This window comes from Streptomyces sp. XY431 (assembly GCF_001279805.1).
GTDB classification, from domain to species: domain Bacteria; phylum Actinomycetota; class Actinomycetes; order Streptomycetales; family Streptomycetaceae; genus Kitasatospora; species Kitasatospora purpeofusca.
In genome coordinates, this window is sequence record NZ_LGDO01000116.1 from 77,534 (window position 1) to 97,804 (window position 20,271).

The following is a 20,271-nucleotide window of genomic DNA, read 5'->3' on the forward strand; positions in this document are numbered from 1 at the left end:
CCACCACACCCTCACCCCTCAGGAGTTTTCCCGTGCGTCGTACCTTCGCCGTGTTCGCCACCGCCCTGCTCGCCGGGGCCGCAGCGCTCACCACCGCCCCGGCTGCCGGTGCCGCCGAGACCGCAGTGCCCGCGTCGTCCGCGCCCGCCGGCGTGCAGGCCGCCGTTCCGGCGGGCTGCACCCTCACCGAGGGCATGCGGGACGCCACCGGCACCTGTACGAGCATCGACCCGCTGCAGACCTGGCGGGTCAGTGCCATGTGCTACGGCTATGACGCCAACGGCGTCATCACCGTGACCGGGGCCATGAGCAACGGGTGGGTGACCGGCAACGGCATCGGCCGCGCGTTGTGCGGCGGCATGGAGACGATCTCGCAGGCGGGGATCACGTTCGGCCCCCCGCCCCTGTCCGGGCCGACCGGTCAGATCACCGGCTACGTGAACAAGTGCCTGGACGTGCGCGGCGGTTCCAGCAGCAACGGCACCCCGATCCAGATGTGGGACTGCCTGGGCAACGTCAACCAGAGCTGGCGGATCGCCTCCGACGGCACCATCCGCGCCGTCGGCAAGTGCCTGGACGTCCAGGGCGGCCGCACCGGCAACGGCACGCCGGTGCAGATCTACGACTGCAACGGCACCGGCGCGCAGCAGTGGCGGACCCGGCCCGACGGCGCGATCGTCAACCCGCAGTCCGGCCGCGTCCTGGACGTCCGGGGCTACGACACCGCCAACGGCGCCCTGGTGCAGATCTATGACTTCGCCAACACCGCCAACCAGCTCTGGCACGCGCCCGCCTGATCCCGCCCTTCGGCACTACCCGAGCACGCCGCGGGCCAGCACGGCCAGGCCGGCGGCGATCCGCTCGGGGGTGATGCCGCGCTCCCGCTGGTGGCGGAAGAGCTCGGGGGCGAGCGGGGCGAGCAGCTGGTCGGCCAGGACCTCCGGGTCCGGCCGGCCGGCCTCGCGCACCAGGTGGACGACGTGCAGCCGCCAGAAGGCGTGGGCGCCGGTCCGGTAGCGGGCCGCGCCGGTCTCGGCGCCGAGCACCAGGTGGCTGTGGGTCTCCAGCAGCTCGACCATCGCCGCGTAGAAGGCGGCCAGCCGCTCGGCCGGGGCGGGACCGGATTCCTCGGTTTCGCCCGGGCCGAGCGGCGGGGCGCCGCGCAGCAGCCGTTCCTGCAGGGCGCGTTCGTGTTCGTCGAGCAGGGCGCGGGCGATCGAGGCGCGGTCGGGGTAGCGGCGGTAGAGCGTGCCGCGGCCGATGCCGGCGGCCCGGGCGATGTCGTCCATGGTGACGGCGGCCGGGTCGCCGGACGCGAAGAGCCGTTCGGCGGCGGCCAGCACCTTGGCCCGGTTGCGGGCGGCGTCGGCCCGTTCGCGGGGCGGCGGGCCGTCGGCGAGGGGGAGCTCGGTCGTCATGGGGAGCAACGGTAGAACGAAGGCACGCCCAAGGGAAGTGGACACATTGTCCGCTTCCCTTTATCGTTGGGTGCGTCGACAAGTGGACGCCGTGTCCGCTTAAGTCGGCGCCACCGTCCCGCCCAGACCGCCCGGGGGTTCACCGTGTCCCACCTCCTGCACCTCGACAGCAGCGCGCGCAGCGATTCCTTCTCCCGTCGCCTCGGCGCGGCCTTCGTCGGCGCCTGGCGCGATGCCGGCGGCGGCGAGGTCACCCACCGCGACCTCGCCGCCGACCCCGTCCCGCCGATCCGCGAGGGCTGGACCCGGATCTGCGACACCCTGCTGGGCGAAGGCATCACCGACATCGAGCGCTACGAGGAGGCCGTCCGCACCGAGGAGGAGCGCGAGGCGTGGGCGGTCGTCCGCCCCCTTCTCGACGAACTGGTCGCGGCCGACGTCGTGCTGATCGGCGCACCCATGTACAACTTCGGCGTCCCCGCCGCGCTCAAGGCCTGGATCGACCAGGTCACCTTCCCCAAGATGGTCCTCGCACCCCGCAAGCTCGTGGTCGTCGCCGGCCGCGGCGGCGCCTACGGCCCCGGCACCCCGCGCGAACCCTTCGACCACCACGGCCGCTACCTGCTCGACTTCTTCAACGGCCACTACGCCGTGGCGGACGGCGAGGTCGTCGCCGCCGAACTGGTCAACTCCCTGGTCGACCCCGCCCTCGCCGGGCGCCGCGACCAGCACGTCGACTCCTTCGCCGGTGCCGTGCTCCGGGCCGGGGAACTCGGCGCCAAGCTGGCCGGCCACCGCATCCCGAGGGAGGGCTGACCGCCGTGCCGTGGCTCTGGCTGCTGCTCGCCGGGGTGGTGGAGGTCGCCTGGGCGCAGTCGATCGAACCGACCCGGGGATTCACCCGCCTCCCGCAGAGCGCCCTGTGCCTCGCCCTCATGCTCGGCGCGGTCTACCTGCTCTCCCGTGCCCTCCAGGACCTCCCGGTCGGCACCGGCTACGCCGTCTTCACCGGCATCGGCACCGTCGGAACCGTCCTGACCGCCCTCGCCGTCCGCCACGAGGTCCCGTCCCCCACCACCTTCGCCGGCCTCGCCCTGATCACCACCGGCCTGATCACGGTCCACCTGGGGTCGGCGGGCCACTGAAGCATGGTGGCATCCGTGGGCCGTCGAACCCCGAGCGGGGTTCGACGGCGCCGCTTCCTCAGTCGGGCAGCAGTCGGAAGGCGGCGATGTGCCGAGGCCGGACGACGCTGAAATGCCGGCGGTCCAGCGTCGCGATCTCGGTCAGGCCGAGCCGCTCGGCGACGGCGACCACTGAAGCGTCCGCTGCGCCGAGCGGGAAATCGGCGTAGGTCTCGACGAGCTCGGCCATCCGGGTGAGATCGGCGTCGGTGATCTCGGTCTGACGCAGCTCCCCGGCCGCGACGGCCCGCAGGAAGGAGGCCTCGGCCTTGCTGCTCATGTCACGTTCGACGAGGTAGCACACCTCGGTGACCACATACGGGGTGACCAGCAGTTCGCCGGAGTAGCTGTCGAAGAACCGTGTGCACCGCACGTGGTTGGAGTCGGTGGCGGCGAGGGTGGCCACCAGAGGGCCGGTGTCGACCAGGATCACTCGTCGACTCCCCGGAGCTCGGACCGGATGATCCGCTTGGCCTCGGAACCGAGGTCGGGGTTGGCACTCACTCCTATACCGGTGAAGCTCAGCCGATGGCGTGGCGGAACCTCGCCCTCGCCCACCAGGCGGAGGGCGTGGCGGCGAACTTCCTCGGCCTGCTCCGGGTCCAGCCGGTCGATGAGGTCATGGAGCTCGGGATAGTGGTCGTGGGCGACGCTCATGGCCTCACGATACTGCCGTCGGGGCCGGGCCCGGGGCCCGTTCAGGCCGTGAGGGCCCGGGGGGCTCCGCTCGCTGTGCCGGTCGCCGCGCGGGCCCCGTCGTAGCGGACGAGGAGGAGGCGGGCGAGGTCGGGGGTGGGGGCGAGGACGGCGGCGAGGTGGTCGGCGGCGGCCTCGGTGGCGGCCTCGGCGATGCGGTCGGGGAGCCGGCCGGGGGCGAGCAGGTAGGGGGAGACGGCGACCCGCTCGACGGCCGGGTCGCGGCGAAGGGCGGCGACGGCCTCGGGGACGCGGGGTCCGCCGGCGGAGGCGTAGGCGACCTCGACGGCGGCCCAGCCGCGGGTGCGGCGCCAGTCGGCGGCGACCGCCCTGGTGGCGGCGTCGGCGGCCGGGTCGGAGGAGCCGGCGGCGGCGAGGACGACGCCGGTGCGGGCGCGGGCGGCGGGGGAGGCGAGTTCCGGCACGGCCTCGGTGAGCCGGCGGTCGAGTGCGGCGAGCAGCAGCGGTGACGGCCCCAGCACGTCCGCGAGCGGCAGGTCGGCGCCGGCCGTGCGGAGGGCGGCGGGGATGTCGTGCTTGGCGTGGAAGGCCCGGTTGAGCAGCAGCGGGACGGCGATCGCGGCGCGGTCGAGCCGGTCCACCACCTGCGGGATGCGCGGTGCGCAGTGGTCCAGGTAGGCGGTGGCCACTTCCAGGCCGGGGCGCAGCCGGTGCAGCAGCGAGACCAGGGCGGCCACCGCGGCGGCGTGCCGGGGGTCGCGGCTGCCGTGGGCGATCAGCAGCAGGGCGGGGCTGCCCGCCGCCACCGGGGTGGCGGGGGCGGCGGACAGCCGTCGTTCGGTCATGCGGGGGGCCTCACTTGACGGCGGCCAGCAGGCCGCGGTTGCGCAGGACCCGGCGCTCGACCGGGGTGAAGACCAGCAGTTCGATGGCGATGCCGACGAACAGGATCAGGATGATGCCGAGCAGGACGCCCGCCATGTCGGAGAACTCGCGCTGGTTCTCCAGGAACCGGCCGAGGCCGAGGCCCAGGTCGGGGGAGGAGGCGACGAGTTCGGCGGCCATCAGCGAGCGCCAGGAGAAGGCCCAGCCCTGCTTGAGTCCGGCGAGGTAGCCGGGCAGCGCGGCGGGGAGCAGGATGTGCCGGGCCCCGGCCAGGCCGGTGGCGCCGATGGTGCGGCCGGCCCGCAGGAACAGCGGCGGCACCTGGTCGATGCCGGCGACCAGGCCGTTGGCGATGGAGGGGACGGCGCCGAGCAGGATGACGGCGTACATCATCGAGTCGTTGATGCCGAGCCAGATGACGGCGGCCGGCACCCAGGCGACCGAGGGCAGCGACTGGAGGCCGGAGAGGACCGGGCCGACCGCGGCGCGCACCGGCCTGACCCGGGAGACGAGCAGGCCGATCGGGGTGCCGATGAGGAGTGCGACCACGAAGCCGGACAGGCCGCGCCAGACGCTGGTCCAGATGATCGAGAACAGCGTGCCCTGGTACCAGAGGTCCTCGGCGGCCCGCCAGACGTCCAGCGGGCTGGGGAGCTTGTACGCGGAGGTGATGTGCATGCTGTAGGCGCCCTGCCAGAGGGCCAGCACCAGGAGGACGCCGAGCAGCGGCGGCAGGACCTTCTGCCGCAGCGTCTCGGCGGTGGAGTTGCGCTGGGTGACGACCGCGTCCAGGGCGTCCAGCCCGGCCTCGACGCCGGCGAAGTCGGCGACGGTACCGCCGTGGCCCGGCCCGGCCTTGGTGGTGATGTCAGTGCTGGCCATGGCGGCGGATCTCCCCACGCAGTTCTTCGGTGATCTCGATGGACAGGTCCGCCACGCCGGTGGACTCGATCCGGCGGGGCTGCGGGAGGTCGATCGTCCACTCCCGGGCGACCCGCCCGGGGCGGGAGGAGAGCAGCACCACGCGCTGGGCGAGCCGGACGGCCTCCCGCACGTTGTGGGTGACGAAGAGGACGGACAGCTTCTGCTCGGCCCAGATCCGGGTGATCTCGTTGTGCAGGACGTCGCGGGTGATGGCGTCGAGGGCGGCGAACGGCTCGTCCATGAGCAGCACCTGGCTGCCCTGGGCGAGGGCGCGGGCCATCGCGACGCGCTGGCGCATGCCGCCGGACAGCTCGTGCACCCGCTTGCCGTAGGAGCCCTGGAGCCGGACGAGTTCGAGCAGGCGCTCGGCCTCGGGGCGGCGTTCGGCGCGGGCCGTGCCGGCGAGCTTGAGGGCGAGTTCGATGTTCTTGCCGGCGGTGAGCCAGGGGAAGAGCGCGTGCTCCTGGAACATCAGCGCGGGGCGTCCGCCGGGGACCTCGATGCTGCCCGCGGTGGGCTTGTCGAGGCCGGCGACCAGGTTGAGCAGGGTGGACTTGCCGCAGCCCGAGGCGCCGAGCAGCGTGACGAACTCGCCGGGGGCGACGTCGAGGGTGATGTCGTCCAGGACGTGGGTCTGCGCGCCGGGGCGGCCGAAGGTCTTGTGCACGTGCGAGATCCGGACGGCGGGGGCACCGTCGAGGGTGCCGACGCCGTTGGCGTCGTTCGAGGTGGTCAGTGCCGGGCTCATTCCGGGCACCTCCTGCGTGGTTGGTCTGGCATCTGGCGACGAGGGAGCGGGGCCGGGGTCCGGGCCCCGCCCGGCCGTGCTCGGGGCATCGAGCGGGCAACGGACGGACGGGCGGGGGCCGGACCCCGGGGTTCGGGAGCGGTACTGCGGTACGGCGGGCGCTACTTGGCGCCGAGGCCGGCGTCCGCGACGGGGCTCTGCCCCTTCTCCTTCAGCACCTTGTTGAGCAGGGTGAGGTCGTAGATGCCGTTCAGGTTCGGCTTCTTGAGCAGGCCCGCGGTGACCGCGTTGTCCGCCTCGGTCTGCAGGGTGGAGGCCAGCGGGTCGTCCAGGAAGTCGATGTCGGCCCAGGCCGGGTCGAGGACGGCGGGCTCCAGGGCGTTGCCGGCCTCCTTCTTGATCGCCTCGTTGGCGGTGGCCTTGGCCTTGTCCGGGTTGGCCTTGATGTAGGCGTTGGTGCTCACCGAGCCGCGCAGGACGGCCTCGACCACATCGGCGTGCTCGGCCAGGAACTTCTGCGAGACGATGATGTTGGTGATCACGAACTTCCGGTCCGGCCAGATGTCCTTCTCGTTGAGGAGGACCTTCGCCCCGAGGGTGACCAGCTTGGAGGCGGTCGGCTCGGGCACCCAGGCGGCGTCGATGGAGCCCTGCTTGTAGGCGTCCGGGGTGACCTTGTTGTCGGAGCGGACCACGCTGACGTCGCCGGCGCCGGACTGGGCGTCGACCTTGAAGCCCTTGCCGGACAGGTAGTTGAGCAGCGCCACGTCCTGGGTGTTGCCCAGCTGCGGGGTGGCGATCTTCTTGCCCTTGAGGTCGTCCAGCGAGGTGATCTTGTCCGGGTTGGCCACCAGCTTGACCCCGCCGGAGGCCGAACCGCCGATGATCTTCAGGGACTTGCCCTCGGACTTGGTGAAGCCGTTGATCGCCGGGGAGGGGCCGATCCAGCCGATGTCGATGGAGCCGGCGTTGAGCGCCTCGATCTCGGCCGGGCCCGCGTTGAAGACCTGGGTCTTGATCTGGGTGGAGCCCAGCTCCTTCTGGAATATGCCGTCCTGGAGGCCGACCAGCGGGGTGCCGTGGGTGAGGTTGGCGAAGTAGCCGATCCGCACGGTGTCGGCGGAGAGCTTGGCCGCGGTTCCGGTGGAGGCGGAATCACCGGCGGGGGCCGCGGTGTTGGTCTTCTTGTCGTCGTTCTTGGCGCCGTAGCCGCACGCGGAGAGCAGCGTGACGGCGGTGAGGCCGGCCACGGCGGCCACGGCGGAGCGTCTGATCCGGCCGGCGAGGGGGCGAGTGGTCGGATGCGGGTCGTGGCCGTGCGACAGTGCCTGGTTCGGTGCCATGGTGAGTCCTGTTCGCGGACGGACCGTCAGGAAGCGGTCTCGGGGCGGAAGTTCGGTCAAGGTTGTGCTTGCGGCACCGTGCGGGGTGCCGGGCAAGCCGGGCCGGCCTGCGGTCGGGGCGGTCGGCCCGGTGACAGGGCGCTTCTCAGCCCTGTCGGCCCGCACATCGCGTCAGGCCGCCCTGGCCGCTGCCGAGGACGCCGCTGCCGATGCGGCCGCCTTCCTTGTCCATGCCCGAGAACGCCTCGCTGGGCATCAGACCCAGTCCTCCTCGTCGGGTTCGCTGTCGTCGGTGCCGGTGGTGACCGTGCTTCCGAAGGCCTCGCCCGCCATGCCGGCGGTGAGGGTGGTGCCGTCGGCCGGGTCGATCAGCAGGAACGATCCGGTCCGGCGGTTGGCGGTGTAGTCGTCGAGCGCCAGCGGCTCGGCGGTGCGCAGCACCACGTGGCCGATGTCGTTGACGTTCAGGCCGTCGGCGCCGGAGCGCCGCTCCAGCGTGTCGATGTCGATCCGGTAGCCGATCTCCTTGACCAGCGCCCGGACCGTGCGGGTGGTGTGCTTGAGCAGCACCTTGTCGCCGGCCCGCAGCGGACGCTCGTTGAGGTGGCTGACGGTGGCCTCGATGTCCTTGGTGGGGACGGGGGCCGGGCCGGCCGCGATGAGGTCGCCGCGGGAGATGTCGATGTCGTCGGCCAGCCGCACGGTGACCGACTGGGGGGACCAGGCGATGTCCGTGGCGCGGCCGAGCACGTCGATACCGGTGACGGTGGTGGTGTGGCCGGAGGGCAGCACGGTGACCGGGTCGCCGACCCGCAGCACGCCGGAGGCCAGCTGGCCCGCGTAGCCGCGGTAGTCCGGGTGCTCCTCGGTCTGCGGGCGGATCACGTACTGGACCGGGAAGCGGGTCGGTTCGGCGCTCGGGTCGCTGCCGACCGGGACCGTCTCCAGGTGCTCCAGCAGGGTCGGGCCGCCGTACCAGTCCATGTGCGCGGAGGGTTCGACGACGTTGTCCCCGGCGAGCGCGGAGATCGGGACCGCGAGCACGTCCCCGATGCCGAGCGAGGCCGCGTAGGCGGTGAACTCGGCGGCGATGGCGGCGAAGACCGGCTCCGCGTAGTCGACCAGGTCCATCTTGTTGACGGCCAGCACGACGTGCGGCACCCGCAGCAGGGCGGCGACGGCGGCGTGCCGGCGGGTCTGCTCGACCACGCCGTTGCGGGCGTCGACCAGGACGACGGCCAGCTCGGCGGTGGAGGCGCCGGTCACCATGTTCCGGGTGTACTGCACGTGCCCGGGGGTGTCGGCGAGGATGAACCGCCGCCGGGGGGTGGCGAAGTAGCGGTAGGCGACGTCGATGGTGATGCCCTGCTCGCGCTCGGCGCGCAGGCCGTCGGTGAGCAGCGCCAGGTCGGGCGTCTCCTGGCCGCGGCTGAGGGAGACCCGCTCGACGGCCTCCAGCTGGTCGGCGAGCACCGACTTGGAGTCGTGCAGCAGCCGGCCGACCAGGGTGGACTTCCCGTCGTCGACGGAGCCGGCGGTGGCGAAGCGCAGCAGCGAGGTGGCGGTGCCGGTCCGGGTCGTGCCGGTCGGGGTGGTGCTCATTAGAAGTATCCCTCGCGCTTGCGGTCTTCCATCGCGGCCTCGGAGAGCTTGTCGTCGGCCCGGGTGGCGCCGCGCTCGGTGAGGCGGCTGGCGGCGATCTCGGTGATGACGGCCCGGATGGTGGCGGCGTCGGAGTCGACGGCGCCGGTGCAGGACATGTCGCCGACGGTGCGGTAGCGGATCAGCCGCCGCTCGACGGGCTCGTCGTCCCTGGGGCCGCCCCACTCGCCGGCGGTCAGCCACATGCCGCCGCGGGCGAAGACGTCGCGCTCGTGGGCGTAGTAGATCTCGGGGAGTTCGATGGACTCGCGCTCGATGTACTGCCAGACGTCCAGCTCGGTCCAGTTGGAGAGCGGGAAGACGCGCACGTGCTCGCCGACGGCGTGCCGGCCGTTGTAGAGCGACCACAGCTCGGGGCGCTGGCGGCGCGGGTCCCAGGCGCCGAACTCGTCGCGCAGGGAGAAGACGCGCTCCTTGGCGCGGGCCTTCTCCTCGTCGCGGCGGCCGCCGCCGAAGACGGCGTCGAAACGGCCCTTCTCGATGGCGTCGAGCAGGGGGACGGTCTGCAGCGGGTTGCGGGTGCCGTCCGGGCGCTCGCGCAGCACGCCCCGGTCGATGAAGTCCTGCACCGAGGCGACGTGCAGCCGCAGGTTGTGCTCGGCCGCCACACGGTCCCGGTACTCGATGACCTCGGGGAAGTTGTGGCCGGTGTCGACGTGCAGCAGCGAGAACGGGATCGCGGCCGGCCGGAAGGCCTTGAGCGCCAGGTGCAGCATGACGATGGAGTCCTTGCCGCCGGAGAACAGGATCACCGGGCGCTCGAACTCCCCCGCGACCTCGCGGAAGATGTGCACCGACTCGGCCTCCAGCGCGTCCAGGTGGGACAGCGTGAAAGGCCCCCCTGAATTCCGGTCGGGGTCGTCAGTACGGAGCAGGCTGTCCGTCGCGGTGGTCATGCCAGGCCCCTCTCGGTCAGGAAGACGTGCAGTTCGGCGGCGGAGTCGGCCACCTCGCGCCCCTGGGTCTGCAGCCGCAGCTCCGGGTTCTCCGGGGCCTCGTACGGGTCGTCGACACCGGTCAGGCCGGAGATCTCGCCGGCCGCCTGCTTCGCGTACAGCCCCTTGACGTCACGCTCGGCGCAGAGCTCGACCGGGGTGGCGACGTGGATCTCCAGGAACGCGGTGCCGTTGGCGGTGTGCCGCTCGCGGACCGCCGCGCGGGAGTCCGCGAACGGGGCGATCACCGGGGCGAGCACCTTGACGCCGTTGGCGGCGAGCTTCTCGGCGACGAAGCCGATCCGGGTGACGTTGGTGTGGCGGTCCTCGCGGCTGAAGCCGAGGCCCTTGGAGAGGAACTCGCGGATCTCGTCGCCGTCCAGGACCTCGACCTTGTGGCCCTCGGCGCGCAGCCGGTCGGCCAGGGCGAAGGCGAGCGTGGTCTTGCCCGCGCTCGGGAGCCCGGTCAGCCACACGGTGGCGCCGCGCTCGCAGGGGCCGGCCGCGGGGGCCGCCTCTGCGGCTCCGGCGGCGGCCGGGGTGTCGGCTGTGGTCACGGTGGAAGTCCTTAGAACGGGGGTCGACGGTGGTCTGCGGGATTCTGCGGGGTGCTGCTCGGTGCCGGGTCTAGAGGTGGATGCCGCACTCGGTCTTGCCGGAGCCGGACCAGCGGCCGGCCCTGGCGTCCTCGCCCTCGCCCGGCTTGCGGGTGCAGGAGAGCGGCGAGCAGCCGATCGAGGTGTAGCCCTCCCACAGCAGCGGGTTGAGCAGCACGCCGTTGGCGTTGACGTAGGCGTCCACGTCCTCCTGCGTCCAGCGGGCGATCGGGGCGAGCTTGACCTTGCCGCGCCGGGGGTCCCAGGAGACCACCGGGGTGTTCGCGCGGGTCGGCGACTCGTCGCGGCGCAGTCCGGTGGCCCAGGCGTCGTAGCCGCCGAGGCCGCGGTTCAGCGGCTCGACCTTCCGCAGCGCGCAGCACTGGTCCGGGTCGCGGTCGTGCAGCTCCGGCCCGTACCGGGCGTCCTGCTCGGCCACGGTCAGCGCCGGGGTGAGCGTGATGACGTTGACCGGCATGGTCGCGGCGACCGCGTCCCGGGTGCCGATGGTCTCCGCGAAGTGGTAGCCGGTGTCCAGGAACACCACGTCCACCCCGGGGAACACCGAGGAGGCCAGGTGGGCGACGACCGCGTCCTCCATCGAGGAGGTGACGCAGAAGCGCTTCCCGAAGGTGTCGGCGGCCCAGCGCAGGATCTCCTGCGGCTCGGCCTCCTCCAGCTCGCGGCCGGCCCTGGTGGCCAGCTCCTCGAAGTCAGTCGTCGTGCCGGTCACTCCGGTTACCCCCATTGCTCGGTGACAGCAGGCCGAGGAACTTCAACTGGAAGGCCCGGCGGCACCCGTGGCATTCCCAGGCGCCGTGCCCGGCCTCGGACGGACGCAGGTCCTCGTCCCCGCAGTACGGGCAGAAGAACGGGGCGGCACGCTCACTCACGACAGCTGCTCCTCGCTGGCCCGGGCCGCCCACTGGGCGAAGCGCTCGCCCTCGGTGCGGTTCTCCTGGTACCGGGTCAGGACGCGCTCGACGTAGTCGGGCAGGCCGTCCTTGGTGACCTTGAGGCCGCGGACCTTGCGGCCGAAGCCGGCCTCCAGTCCGAGCGCGCCGCCCAGGTGCACCTGGTAGCCCTCGACCTGGTCGCCGTGCTCGTCCGTCACCAGCTGGCCCTTGAGACCGATGTCCGCGACCTGGATGCGGGCGCAGGCGTTCGGGCAGCCGTTGATGTTGATGGTCAGCGGCTCGGCGAACTCGGGCAGCCGCTGCTCCAGCTCGTCGATGAGGGTGCGGCCGCGCTCCTTGGTCTCGACGATGGCGAGCTTGCAGTACTCGATGCCGGTGCAGGCCATGGTGCCGCGGCGGAACGGCGAGGGGGTGACCCGCAGGTCCAGTGCCTCCAGGCCGGCCACCAGGGACTCGACCCGGTCCTCGGGGATGTCGAGCACGATCATCTTCTGCTCGGCGGTGGTGCGCAGCCGGTCGCTGCCGTGGGCCTCGGCGAGGTCGGCGATCTGCCCGAGCAGCTTGCCGTCGACCCGGCCGACCCGGGGCGCGAAGCCGACGTAGTAGCGGCCGTCCTTCTGCCGGTGCACGCCGACGTGGTCGCGCCAGCGGCCGCTCGGCTCCGCCGGGGCGGGGCCGTCGACCAGCCGGTACTTGAGGTACTCGTCCTCCAGCACCTGGCGGAACTTCTCGGTGCCCCAGTCGGCGACCAGGAACTTCAACCGGGCGCGGTTGCGCAGCCGGCGGTAGCCGTAGTCGCGGAAGATGCCGATGACGCCGCCGTAGACGTCGGCGACCTCGTCCAGCGGGACCCAGGCGCCGAGCCGGACACCGAGCTTGGGGTTGGTGGACAGGCCGCCGCCGACCCAGAGGTCGAAGCCGGGGCCGTGCTCGGGGTGGACCACGCCGACGAAGGCGATGTCGTTGATCTCGTGGGCGACGTCCAGGAGCGGCGAGCCGGAGACGGCGGACTTGAACTTGCGCGGCAGGTTGGAGAAGTCCTTGTTGCCGATGAAGCGGCGCTGGATCTCGTCGATGGCGGGCGTGCCGTCGATGATCTCGTCCTCGGCGATGCCGGCCACCGGGGAGCCGAGGATGACGCGCGGGGTGTCGCCGCAGGCCTCGGTGGTGGACAGGCCGACGGCCTCCAGCTTCTGCCAGATCGCCGGGACGTCCTCGATCCGGATCCAGTGGTACTGGACGTTCTGCCGGTCGGTCAGGTCGGCGGTGTTGCGGCCGTACTCCTCGGAGACCTCGGCGATGGCGCGCAGCTGGGCGACCGTCAGCCGACCGCCGTCGATCCGGACCCGGAGCATGAAGTACTCGGCGTCGAGCTCGTGCGGGTCCAGGATCGCGGTCTTGCCGCCGTCGATGCCCTCCTTGCGCTGGGTGTACAGCCCCCACCAGCGCATCCGGCCGCGCAGGTCGGCCGGGTCGATCGAGTCGAAGCCCCGCTGGGAGTAGATCGTCTCAATACGTGTCCGCACATTGAGACCGTCGTCGTCCTTCTTGAACTGCTCGTTGGCGTTCAAGGGGGTGAAGTGACCCATGCCCCACTGGCCCTCGCCGCGGTGACGGGTCACCTTGCGAGCCGCGGCGGGGCGGCGCGCCGGGGCGCTCTCGGCCGTGGGCTCGGCGGTCTCGGGGGTGGTGGCCATGGTGAAGTCCTTCGGGGCAGGTGGCTCTGACGCCGGGTTGGTCGCGGGGTGTGCTCGACCCGGCGAAGCTGCTGTGACCTGCGGGTTTCTCAGGACCGGGGGAGCATTCGCGGCGGCCGGGCGGGCGCCTGCGCATCCGCTTCGACGGGGATGGCGGTGAGGTGGCGCCGGGTGCGGTGGGAGGCGGCGGGGTTGGGCTCAGGTCACCGGACAGATGGCGCTGGACACGCGAAGGAGATCGACGTGAAGTCGACCTACTAGGGTGGTTCCGGCGCTCGGCATGGCAAGAGATTCGCACGGAGCACGACTCGCGGTCCACTAACGTCCGTATTTTGGACCTTGTAGTTTCGGATCGCGAGATGCCGGAGCGTTCCCGCCGCTCCCGCCGACCGGGCCCCGGATCCCCTTCTTTTCCGCGCTCGCGCGCCGCCCGCGTACCGCCCGCGTACCGCCCGCGCGCCGCCCGTGTCGCGCCCGTGCCCCGGGAGAGCGGCCGACCGGCCCGGGCCCGATAACGTTGGCCCTGTGCAAGCAGCAGGCGAAACGACCCGGTCGGCCCCCGAGCGCCCCTCCCGTCGTCGGGGCAAGGGATCCCGGCGGGCGGCCAAGCAGGCCACCTGGCGGACCACCGTCTGGGCGCTGGTCAGGGACACCACCAACACCTGCGTCGAGTACCGGGTCACCGGGCTCGCCGCGGAGGCGGCGTTCTTCACCCTCCTCTCCATCCCGCCGCTGCTGCTCTGCCTGGCCGGCACGCTCGGCTACCTCGACGACTTCCTCGGTGCGGGCACCATCGACAAGCTGAAGGCCGACATCGTCAAGGCGGCCGGCACGGTGCTCTCGGACTCCTCCATCACCGAGGTCGTCCAGCCGCTGCTCCGCCAGGTCTTCGACCAGACCAGGCCGGACCTCATCTCGATCGGCTTCCTGCTGTCGCTCTGGTCCGGATCCCGGGCGCTCTACATCTTCATCGACACCATCACGGTGATGTACGGGCTCGACGGCAAGCGCGGCATCGTCAAGACCCGGCTGATGTCGCTCGGCCTCTATCTCGGCGCGCTGGTGATCGGCTCGCTGGTGCTGCCGCTGCTGATGGCCGGGCCCGGGCTGGTGACCAACGCCGTGCCGGAGAGCGGCGGGCTGATCGACGCCGCCTACTGGCCGTTCGCGATCCTGCTGCTGATCGTCTCGCTGACGACGCTGTACCACCTGGCGGTACCGGTCTCCACGCCCTGGCGCGAGGACATCCCCGGCGCGCTGGTCGCCCTGGTGGTGCTGGTCTTCTGCAGCGTCGCGCTCCGCCTCTACCTGGTCAGCTCGATCGAGGGCCACTCGGTGTACGGCTCGCTGGCCGCGCCGGTGGCCGTGCTGCTGTGGATCTTCGTGGTCGCGCTCGCGGTGCTCATCGGCGCCGCCATGAACGCGGCCATAGACCGCCGCTGGCCCACCCTGGAGACCGCCGACGCCCGCGCCGAGAACGAGCGCGCGCACGAGGAGGCCGCCGCCGCCGTGGTCCGCGAGGTGGCCGCCCGGCGCGCCGTCGAACGGGCCCGCCGGGCACGCGAGCTGGGCCTCGCCGAGGGCGGCGAGGAGGAGTACTGGGAGGAGGACGGCGAGGACGCCGACGTGCCCTCCGAGTACCCCGAGCGGTGGGCCGACGTGCTCGCGGCGGACAACGTCCGCGGCCGGATCACGGCGCGCGGCGGCGGTCCGCACCACCGGCCGGCCCCGCCGCCGCCGGACAGCGACCGGCCCACCGCGCCGCCGCCCGAGTACCCGCTGCCGAGCCGCCCGCCGAGCCCGCCGTGGGACCGGCGGTGAGCTCCGGGGCGTGCGGAACTGCAGGTGGCGTGCGGAACCGCAGGTGAAAAACCGGTTGGCAGGGCCGGAGGGGCCCGCTAGCGTGTGAGCGTCCGGTTCGGGCGGCGTGGTGCGCCGTCCGAGGAGAGAAAGCAGGAGGTGAGTCTCGTGGCCACGATTGCCATGACGGCTGCCCTGGGCAGCGACCGCATTCACCTCTCCCTGCCGGCCGCCGGCTGACGTAGCCCTTCGCGCACGCAGCCGCAGCAGCCCGGCGGGATCACTTTCCTCCCGAAGGGCCCACTGCGTTGTTCAACGCTGCCTCCGTTCCGTCCTCCTCTTCTTCCTTCCGCTCCACCGCCTTCGTCGACGGCGACGGTTCCGAGCCTGCCGAGGCCGCCGGGTCGCTGGCCGGCTACGGCTGGACCACCGCGCTCGACGAGCTGTTCGCGCCGCTGGCCGAGGCCGGGCTGGTCCCGGCCCGGATCGTCCGGATCGACCGGGGCCGGTGCGACGCCGTCCTCGTCGACCCCGGGACGGGCGAGCTCCGCACCGTCCGGGCCGACACCCGGCAGGTCGGCGACGCCGACATGATCAACTGCCCGTGCACCGGGGACTGGGTCGCCGTCGACCTCTCGCCCGGGCTGCCCATGCCCGCGGTCGCGGCCCTGCTGCCGCGCTCCACCGCGATCATCCGCAAGGTCGCGGGCAAGCGCTCCGACGGCCAGGTGCTGGCGGCCAACGTCGACACCGTGGTGATCGCCGCCTCGCTCGCCGCCGAGCCCGACCTCGGCCGGATCGAGCGCTTCCTCGCCCTCGCCTGGGAGTCCGGTGCCGAGCCGCTGGTCGTGCTCACCAAGGCCGACCTGGTCGACGACGCCGACTTCATCCGCTCCGACGTCGAGGCCGCCGCGCCCGGCGTCACCGTCCTGGTGGTCAGCGCCGAGACGGGCGAGGGGATCGACGTGCTGCGCGCCTGCACGCCCGGCACCACCGCTGTGCTCGGCCAGTCCGGCGTCGGCAAGTCCACCCTCACCAATGTGCTCGCCGGCGTCGATGTGATGACCGTCCAGGCCGCCCGGGCGGGCGACCAGAAGGGCCGGCACACCACGACCACCCGTGAGCTCGTCCTGCTGCCCGGCGGCGGGGTGCTGATCGACACCCCCGGCCTGCGCGAGGTCGGCCTCTACGGTGGCGAGGGCGTGGCACTCGCCTTCGCCGACATCGAGGAGCTGGCCGAGGGGTGCCGCTTCCACGACTGCCACCACGCGGGCGAGCCCGGCTGCGCGGTGCGGGCCGCGCTGGAGGACGGCTCGCTGCCCGAGCGCCGGATGGACAGCTATCTCAAGCTCCAGCGGGAGAACGAGTGGATCGCCTCCCGCTCGGACGCCCGGCTCGCCTCCGAGCGGTTGAAGAAGTGGAAGACCATCACCAAGTCGATGCGCGCCACGGGAGGCCCGGTGAAGCGCTGACACCGGGCCGGTGCCCGTCCGGCTGCCCGTCCGGCCCGCTACCGGTGGCGGGTCGGGGCGGGCGGCCGATGGCCGTTCAGCGGAAGTCGGCGACCAGCCGGAACCGCTCCAGGATCACCCGGGTGTCGTCCTCCACGGTGAAGTCCGGGTCGCCGAGCACCGCGCGCAGCTCGTCGCTGTGCCAGAACCGCTCGTGCCCGGCCCGCCACTCGGCGACCGTCGTGTAGCCCTCGCCCTCGTCGAGGGCGTGCTGCAGGTCGACCTCGTCGAGCCGGACGATCCGGACCTCGGAGATCTCGGTCACCGCGACGATCCGTCCGGCCGAGTCCACCACGGCGCCCCTGGTCCCGACCAGCGGCACCGGCTCGTCCTCGGCCTCGTACTGGGTGACCAGACCGGTGGTGCTGGTCTTGGCCCCGGACAGCACGGCACCGACCAGTCGGTCCCGCAGCGGGCCGGGGAAGGCGAACTGCTCGACGCGCAGGGCGGCGACCCGGGGGTCGTCCGGACCGGAGTAGGGCTGCTCGGACACGGGATCTCCTGTCGGTCGGGGTACGTCGGTCGGGTCGGGGCATGCCGGGGCCGTCGGTCGGGTCGGGGCACGCCGGAGCACCGCCCGGGCGGACCGCTGGGCAGGCTATCCGGCCGGAGCGGGCGCGGGCTCCTGGTTTTCCACCTGGCCCGGTGCCCGGCGGTGCGGCCGACGCCCATGTCCGATTCCCGCCGGTCGAGGCCCCTCCGGTGCCGCAGACTGGACAGCGTGATCGACGACGACATCCGGTACCGCGCGGTGGACAGCCGGGACGCCCGCTTCGACGGCGTCTTCTTCACGGCCGTCACCTCGACCGGCATCTACTGCCGGCCGAGCTGCCCGGCCGTGACCCCGAAGCGCGTCAACTGCACCTTCTACCCCAGCGCCGCCGCCGCCCAGCACGCCGGCTTCCGGGCCTGCCGCCGCTGCCGCCCCGACTCCGTCCCCGGCTCGCCGGAGTGGAACCACCGCGCCGACCTGGTCGGCCGGGCCATGCGGCTGATCGGCGACGGCGTGGTGGACCGCGAGGGCGTGGCCGGACTGGCCGACCGCCTCGGCTACAGCTCCCGCCAGCTCCAGCGCCAGCTCACCGCCGAACTCGGCGCCGGACCGATCGCGCTGGCCCGCGCCCGCCGCGCCCAGACCGCCCGGCTGCTGCTCCAGACCACCGGGCTGCCGGTCACCGAGATCGCGTTCGCGGCCGGCTTCGCCTCCGTCCGGCAGTTCAACGACACCGTGCGCGAGATCTACGACCGCACCCCGAGCGGGCTGCGCGCCGAGGTCGCGGCCGGCCGGCGCGGCGCCACCCCGGCCGGCGGCCTCGCCCTGCGGCTCGCCTACCGGGGCGCCCTGGACAGCGACCACCTGATCGACTTCCTCGCCCTGCGGGCCGTCCCCGGCGTGGAGGAGGTCGTGCCCGGCCCGGGCCCCGGCGTGCGGACCTACCGCCGCACCCTCGCGCTCCCGTACGGCACCGGCATCGCCGAGGTGGACGGCCTGGGCACCGACCGGCCGGCCACCCGGGGGTGGCTCGACTGCCGGCTGTTCCTCACCGACCTGCGCGACCTGCCGACCGCCGTCCAGCGCCTGCGGGTCCTGTTCGACCTGGACGCCGACCCGGTCGCGGTCGACGAGCAGCTCGGCGCCGACCCGCTGCTCGGTCCGCTGGTCCGGGCCCGCCCCGGGCTGCGCTCGCCCGGCCATGTCGACCCGCACGAACTGGCCGTGCGCGCCGTCCTCGGCCAGCAGGTCACCGTCGGCGCGGCCCGCACCCTGGCCGGCCGGCTGGCCGAGAAGTACGGCACCGAGCTGCCCGAACCCAGCGGCGGACTGCGGCTGCTCTTCCCCACCGCCGCCGCCCTGGCCACCGCCGACCCGGAGGACTTCGCGATGCCGGCCGCCCGGCGCCGCGCGCTCACCGGCCTGTGCGCCGCCCTCGCCGAGGGCGCCGTCCGGCTCGACGGCGGCGTCGACCGGGAGGAGGCGGCCGCCCAGCTGCTCGCCCTGCCCGGCATCGGCCCGTGGACCGTCGGCTACCTGCGGATGCGCGCGCTCGCCGACCCCGACGTCTTCCTCCCGAGCGACATCGGCGTCAAGCACGGACTGCTCCGGCTCGGCGCCCCGGGGGACCCGAAGTCCGCCGCCCTCGCGGCCGGCGCCTGGGCCCCCTGGCGCTCCTATGCCGTGCACCGCCTCTGGGCGGCCCCGGCCGACGACCTCAGCACCCGAACGGAGAACACCCCCGCATGAGCACCACCGTCTTCACCTTCATGGAGAGCCCCTTCGGCCGGCTGATGCTGAGCGGCGTCCTGCCGGAGGACGGCGGGCCGGCCGGGCTCGCCACCGTCACCGCCCCCGGCCAGAAGTACGCGCTCGCCGAGCCGGCCGACGACTGGGTCCACGACCCGGACGCGCTCGCGGCACCGGCCACCCAGCTCACCGAGTACTTCGCGGGCCGGCGCACCACCTTCGACCTGCCGTTCGCCCCGGTCGGCACCGACTTCCGCAGGCGGGTCTGGGCGGCGCTCGACCGGATCCCGTACGGGGAGACCGTCACCTACGGGCAGCTCGCCGACCTGGCCGGGGAGTCCCCGCGCGCCGTCCGCGCGGTCGGTGGCGCGGTCGGTGCCAACCCGCTGCTGATCGTCCGCCCCTGCCACCGCGTCGTCGGTGCCAACGGCGCCCTCACCGGCTTCGCCGCCGGGGTCGACCGCAAGCGCTGGCTGCTCGACCTGGAGGGCGGCACCAGCCTCTTCTGAGTCCGGTGCCCGGTGCCCGGTGCCCGGTGCCCGGTGCCGGTGCCCGCTGCCCGCTGCCCGTCGGGCGCAGGTCAGGCGTCCCTGGGTGCGCCCAGGTCCACCCGCCAGTCGTTGCTGCGCATCCAGCGGCCGGGCGGGAACTCGAAGTCGGTCTCGCCGACGAGGGTGAAGCCGGCCTTGCGGCAGACGGCGTTGGAGGCGGGGTGGTCCACCGAGGGGAAGGCGTGCAGATGGCGGTGGCGCGCGGTGCGGGCGGCGGCCCCGACGGCGGCCCGCGCCGCGGCGGCGGCGATGCCCCGGCCCCGGTAGGGCGCGAGCACGTTCCAGCCCATCTCGTAGACGGTGCCGCCCTGCCACGCGCGCTCGGCGTAGCCGACACTGCCGACGTCCACCGCTCGGGACACCCCGTCGGGCCCGGCCTCGGTCTCCAGCACCACCCGGTACATGCAGCCGATCCCGGCGGGGACGAAGTCGAGGTAGCGGCGGTGGCGGACGAGCATCCGCTCCTCGCTCTCCGGACCGCCGACGTGCCGGCGCATCTCCGGGGTGTTGATCAGCCGCAGCAGGGCGAGGTCGGCGTCGGTCCAGGGTTCGAGTCGCAGCGCGGGGGCGTCCATGGCCGGACGATAGTGGCCCCGACGGCCGGACGGTAGCGGTTTTCGCAGCTCAGGCCCGGTGCTCAGGCCCGGTGCTCGGGGCCGGCTGCTCAGGCCGGGGGCTCGGCGAGGGCGCGGGCGAGGTTCTCCAGGGCGGGCAGCGCGTGCATCACGGCGTCGCGGTCGGCGGTGGAGAGGGTGTCGAGGGCGCCGGCGATCCGGCGCTCGTGGGCGCGCTGCCAGTCGTCGAGCTGTCGGCGGCCGGCCGGAGTGAGCGCGATCCGGGCGGTGCGGCGGTCCCCGGGGTCGGCCTGGCGGTCGACGAAGCCGGACTCCAGCAGCTTGCCGACCAGTCCGCTCACGGTGTTCGGGGCGAGCCGCTGCCGGGCGGCCAGTTCGCCGACCCGCAGCGGGGCGGCGGCGAGCGTCTGGAGGAGCTCGACCTGCGCCATCGGCAGGGACTCCCACGGGTAGTCGGTCCGGATGCTGCTGCGCAGGGCGCGGCGGAGCCGGGTGACCGTGTCGGTGAGCCGGCGGGCGCGTTCGATCGTCGTCGGCTCCGTGTCCTGCGGCTCGATGTCCTGCGGGCCTGTGGTGGATTCGGGAACGGATGGTGACGACGGCATGGCCGACAGCGTAGCGCCTGG

At 73.2% G+C, this 20,271-nt stretch carries 24 protein-coding genes; 7 read left to right on the forward strand and 17 right to left on the reverse strand.

What is annotated here, in order from left to right:
• The first annotated feature begins 32 nt into the window (after positions 1–32).
• Positions 33–797 (forward strand): RICIN domain-containing protein, encoded by a 765-nt coding sequence (locus tag ADK60_RS14815; RefSeq protein ID WP_052708982.1) that lies wholly within the window; start codon positions 33–35, stop codon positions 795–797.
• A 15-nt stretch (positions 798–812) separates the two neighbouring features.
• On the opposite strand, the gene ADK60_RS14820 is transcribed toward ADK60_RS14815, so the two are convergent.
• The gene (locus tag ADK60_RS14820) at positions 813–1,418 is read right to left on the reverse strand and encodes a TetR/AcrR family transcriptional regulator (RefSeq protein WP_053646315.1); all 606 of its coding nucleotides are present in this window, start codon (positions 1,416–1,418) and stop codon (positions 813–815) included.
• 144 nt (positions 1,419–1,562) lie between these two features.
• Between ADK60_RS14820 and ADK60_RS14825 the strand changes: the two genes are divergently transcribed.
• Together ADK60_RS14825 and ADK60_RS14830 are read left to right on the forward strand one after the other, a co-directional pair.
• Complete coding sequence (locus ADK60_RS14825; RefSeq protein WP_053646317.1) at positions 1,563–2,234, forward strand: FMN-dependent NADH-azoreductase; 672 nt, start codon at positions 1,563–1,565, stop codon at positions 2,232–2,234.
• A 5-nt stretch (positions 2,235–2,239) separates the two neighbouring features.
• Positions 2,240–2,563, forward strand: a complete 324-nt coding sequence (locus ADK60_RS14830; protein WP_053646319.1) for a DMT family transporter — start codon at positions 2,240–2,242, stop codon at positions 2,561–2,563.
• A 58-nt stretch (positions 2,564–2,621) separates the two neighbouring features.
• Here ADK60_RS14830 and ADK60_RS14835 read toward each other — a convergent pair whose 3' ends face one another.
• From ADK60_RS14835 to ADK60_RS48100, 13 genes are all read right to left on the reverse strand, one after another.
• Complete coding sequence (locus ADK60_RS14835) at positions 2,622–3,035, reverse strand: type II toxin-antitoxin system VapC family toxin (protein WP_045939388.1); 414 nt, start codon at positions 3,033–3,035, stop codon at positions 2,622–2,624.
• Positions 3,032–3,259 carry a hypothetical protein gene (locus ADK60_RS14840; protein WP_053646321.1) on the reverse strand — a complete coding sequence of 76 codons (228 nt, stop codon included), beginning with the start codon at positions 3,257–3,259 and terminating at the stop codon, positions 3,032–3,034. Before ADK60_RS14840 ends, ADK60_RS14835 begins: the two co-directional genes overlap by 4 nt.
• 41 nt (positions 3,260–3,300) lie before the next feature.
• Positions 3,301–4,104 (reverse strand): sirohydrochlorin chelatase, encoded by an 804-nt coding sequence (locus tag ADK60_RS14845; RefSeq protein ID WP_053646323.1) that lies wholly within the window; start codon positions 4,102–4,104, stop codon positions 3,301–3,303.
• Between the two features lie 10 nt (positions 4,105–4,114).
• Positions 4,115–5,026: an ABC transporter permease gene (locus tag ADK60_RS14850; protein WP_053646325.1), complete on the reverse strand. Its 912-nt coding sequence runs from the start codon at positions 5,024–5,026 to the stop codon at positions 4,115–4,117.
• Entirely contained in the window at positions 5,013–5,816 is an 804-nt protein-coding gene (locus tag ADK60_RS14855) for an ABC transporter ATP-binding protein (RefSeq protein ID WP_045939392.1), read from the reverse strand. Before ADK60_RS14855 ends, ADK60_RS14850 begins: the two co-directional genes overlap by 14 nt.
• Positions 5,817–5,977: 161 nt before the next feature.
• Positions 5,978–7,159: an aliphatic sulfonate ABC transporter substrate-binding protein gene (locus ADK60_RS14860; protein WP_053646327.1), complete on the reverse strand. Its 1,182-nt coding sequence runs from the start codon at positions 7,157–7,159 to the stop codon at positions 5,978–5,980.
• A 255-nt stretch (positions 7,160–7,414) separates the two neighbouring features.
• Positions 7,415–8,761: a sulfate adenylyltransferase subunit 1 gene (locus ADK60_RS14870; protein ID WP_053646329.1), complete on the reverse strand. Its 1,347-nt coding sequence runs from the start codon at positions 8,759–8,761 to the stop codon at positions 7,415–7,417.
• The gene (cysD, locus tag ADK60_RS14875; protein ID WP_053646332.1) at positions 8,761–9,717 is read right to left on the reverse strand and encodes a sulfate adenylyltransferase subunit CysD; all 957 of its coding nucleotides are present in this window, start codon (positions 9,715–9,717) and stop codon (positions 8,761–8,763) included. Before cysD ends, ADK60_RS14870 begins: the two co-directional genes overlap by 1 nt.
• Positions 9,714–10,313 carry an adenylyl-sulfate kinase gene (gene cysC / locus ADK60_RS14880; protein WP_286185279.1) on the reverse strand — a complete coding sequence of 200 codons (600 nt, stop codon included), beginning with the start codon at positions 10,311–10,313 and terminating at the stop codon, positions 9,714–9,716. The genes cysD and cysC overlap by 4 nt, the downstream gene beginning before the upstream one ends.
• Before the next feature lie 70 nt (positions 10,314–10,383).
• Positions 10,384–11,085, reverse strand: a complete 702-nt coding sequence (locus ADK60_RS14885; protein ID WP_234371087.1) for a phosphoadenylyl-sulfate reductase — start codon at positions 11,083–11,085, stop codon at positions 10,384–10,386.
• On the reverse strand, positions 11,066–11,245 hold the full coding sequence (locus ADK60_RS14890) for an eL43 family ribosomal protein (RefSeq protein ID WP_030391290.1): 180 nt from the start codon (positions 11,243–11,245) through the stop codon (positions 11,066–11,068). Before ADK60_RS14890 ends, ADK60_RS14885 begins: the two co-directional genes overlap by 20 nt.
• Positions 11,242–12,966: a nitrite/sulfite reductase gene (locus tag ADK60_RS14895; protein WP_045939397.1), complete on the reverse strand. Its 1,725-nt coding sequence runs from the start codon at positions 12,964–12,966 to the stop codon at positions 11,242–11,244. The genes ADK60_RS14890 and ADK60_RS14895 overlap by 4 nt, the downstream gene beginning before the upstream one ends.
• Before the next feature lie 198 nt (positions 12,967–13,164).
• Positions 13,165–13,248 (reverse strand): putative leader peptide, encoded by an 84-nt coding sequence (locus ADK60_RS48100; protein WP_310593185.1) that lies wholly within the window; start codon positions 13,246–13,248, stop codon positions 13,165–13,167.
• A 243-nt stretch (positions 13,249–13,491) separates the two neighbouring features.
• Between ADK60_RS48100 and ADK60_RS14900 the strand changes: the two genes are divergently transcribed.
• A complete protein-coding gene (locus ADK60_RS14900) occupies positions 13,492–14,787 on the forward strand; it encodes a YihY/virulence factor BrkB family protein (RefSeq protein ID WP_078896391.1) in 1,296 nt (431 codons plus the stop codon).
• Between the two features lie 287 nt (positions 14,788–15,074).
• On the forward strand, positions 15,075–16,238 hold the full coding sequence (rsgA, locus tag ADK60_RS14905; RefSeq protein WP_078896392.1) for a ribosome small subunit-dependent GTPase A: 1,164 nt from the start codon (positions 15,075–15,077) through the stop codon (positions 16,236–16,238).
• A gap of 76 nt (positions 16,239–16,314) precedes the next feature.
• Here rsgA and ADK60_RS14910 read toward each other — a convergent pair whose 3' ends face one another.
• Positions 16,315–16,770: an ASCH domain-containing protein gene (locus tag ADK60_RS14910; RefSeq protein ID WP_078896393.1), complete on the reverse strand. Its 456-nt coding sequence runs from the start codon at positions 16,768–16,770 to the stop codon at positions 16,315–16,317.
• A 177-nt stretch (positions 16,771–16,947) separates the two neighbouring features.
• Here ADK60_RS14910 and ADK60_RS14915 point away from each other — a divergent pair, with 177 nt between their 5' ends.
• Positions 16,948–18,519, forward strand: coding sequence for a DNA-3-methyladenine glycosylase 2 family protein (locus ADK60_RS14915; protein ID WP_053646336.1), 1,572 nt, complete (start codon positions 16,948–16,950; stop codon positions 18,517–18,519).
• On the forward strand, positions 18,516–19,028 hold the full coding sequence (locus tag ADK60_RS14920) for a methylated-DNA--[protein]-cysteine S-methyltransferase (protein WP_053646338.1): 513 nt from the start codon (positions 18,516–18,518) through the stop codon (positions 19,026–19,028). Before ADK60_RS14915 ends, ADK60_RS14920 begins: the two co-directional genes overlap by 4 nt.
• A gap of 71 nt (positions 19,029–19,099) precedes the next feature.
• Here ADK60_RS14920 and ADK60_RS14925 read toward each other — a convergent pair whose 3' ends face one another.
• Together ADK60_RS14925 and ADK60_RS14930 are read right to left on the reverse strand one after the other, a co-directional pair.
• Positions 19,100–19,645, reverse strand: a complete 546-nt coding sequence (locus ADK60_RS14925) for a GNAT family N-acetyltransferase (RefSeq protein ID WP_053646339.1) — start codon at positions 19,643–19,645, stop codon at positions 19,100–19,102.
• A gap of 89 nt (positions 19,646–19,734) precedes the next feature.
• Positions 19,735–20,250 carry a MarR family winged helix-turn-helix transcriptional regulator gene (locus ADK60_RS14930; RefSeq protein WP_078896394.1) on the reverse strand — a complete coding sequence of 172 codons (516 nt, stop codon included), beginning with the start codon at positions 20,248–20,250 and terminating at the stop codon, positions 19,735–19,737.
• Positions 20,251–20,271: the final 21 nt, after the last annotated feature.